Origin of the sequence: Enterobacter sp. HG048 (assembly GCF_024702055.1) — a bacterium.
GTDB classification, from domain to species: Bacteria; Pseudomonadota; Gammaproteobacteria; order Enterobacterales; family Enterobacteriaceae; genus Enterobacter; species Enterobacter dykesii.
This window is the reverse complement of the sequence record NZ_JANLIZ010000048.1, coordinates 1-255: the sequence shown is the minus strand read 5'-3', so window position 1 is coordinate 255 and position 255 is coordinate 1. Positions and strand designations below refer to the sequence as shown.

At 54.5% G+C, this 255-nt stretch carries 1 rRNA gene; it reads left to right on the top strand.

The annotated features are described in order from the left end of the window. Positions 1-255 (top strand): 23S ribosomal RNA (locus NUX24_RS21750); the annotation flags it as partial.

Genomic DNA, 255 nt, shown 5'->3' with positions numbered 1-255 from the left:
GCAGTGTACCCGCGGCAAGACGGAAAGACCCCGTGAACCTTTACTATAGCTTGACACTGAACACTGGTCCTTGATGTGTAGGATAGGTGGGAGGCTTTGAAGCGTGGACGCCAGTCTGCGTGGAGCCATCCTTGAAATACCACCCTTTAATGGCTGGTGTTCTAACGTAGACCCGTAATCCGGGTTGCGGACAGTGTCTGGTGGGTAGTTTGACTGGGGCGGTCTCCTCCCAAAGAGTAACGGAGGAGCACGAAG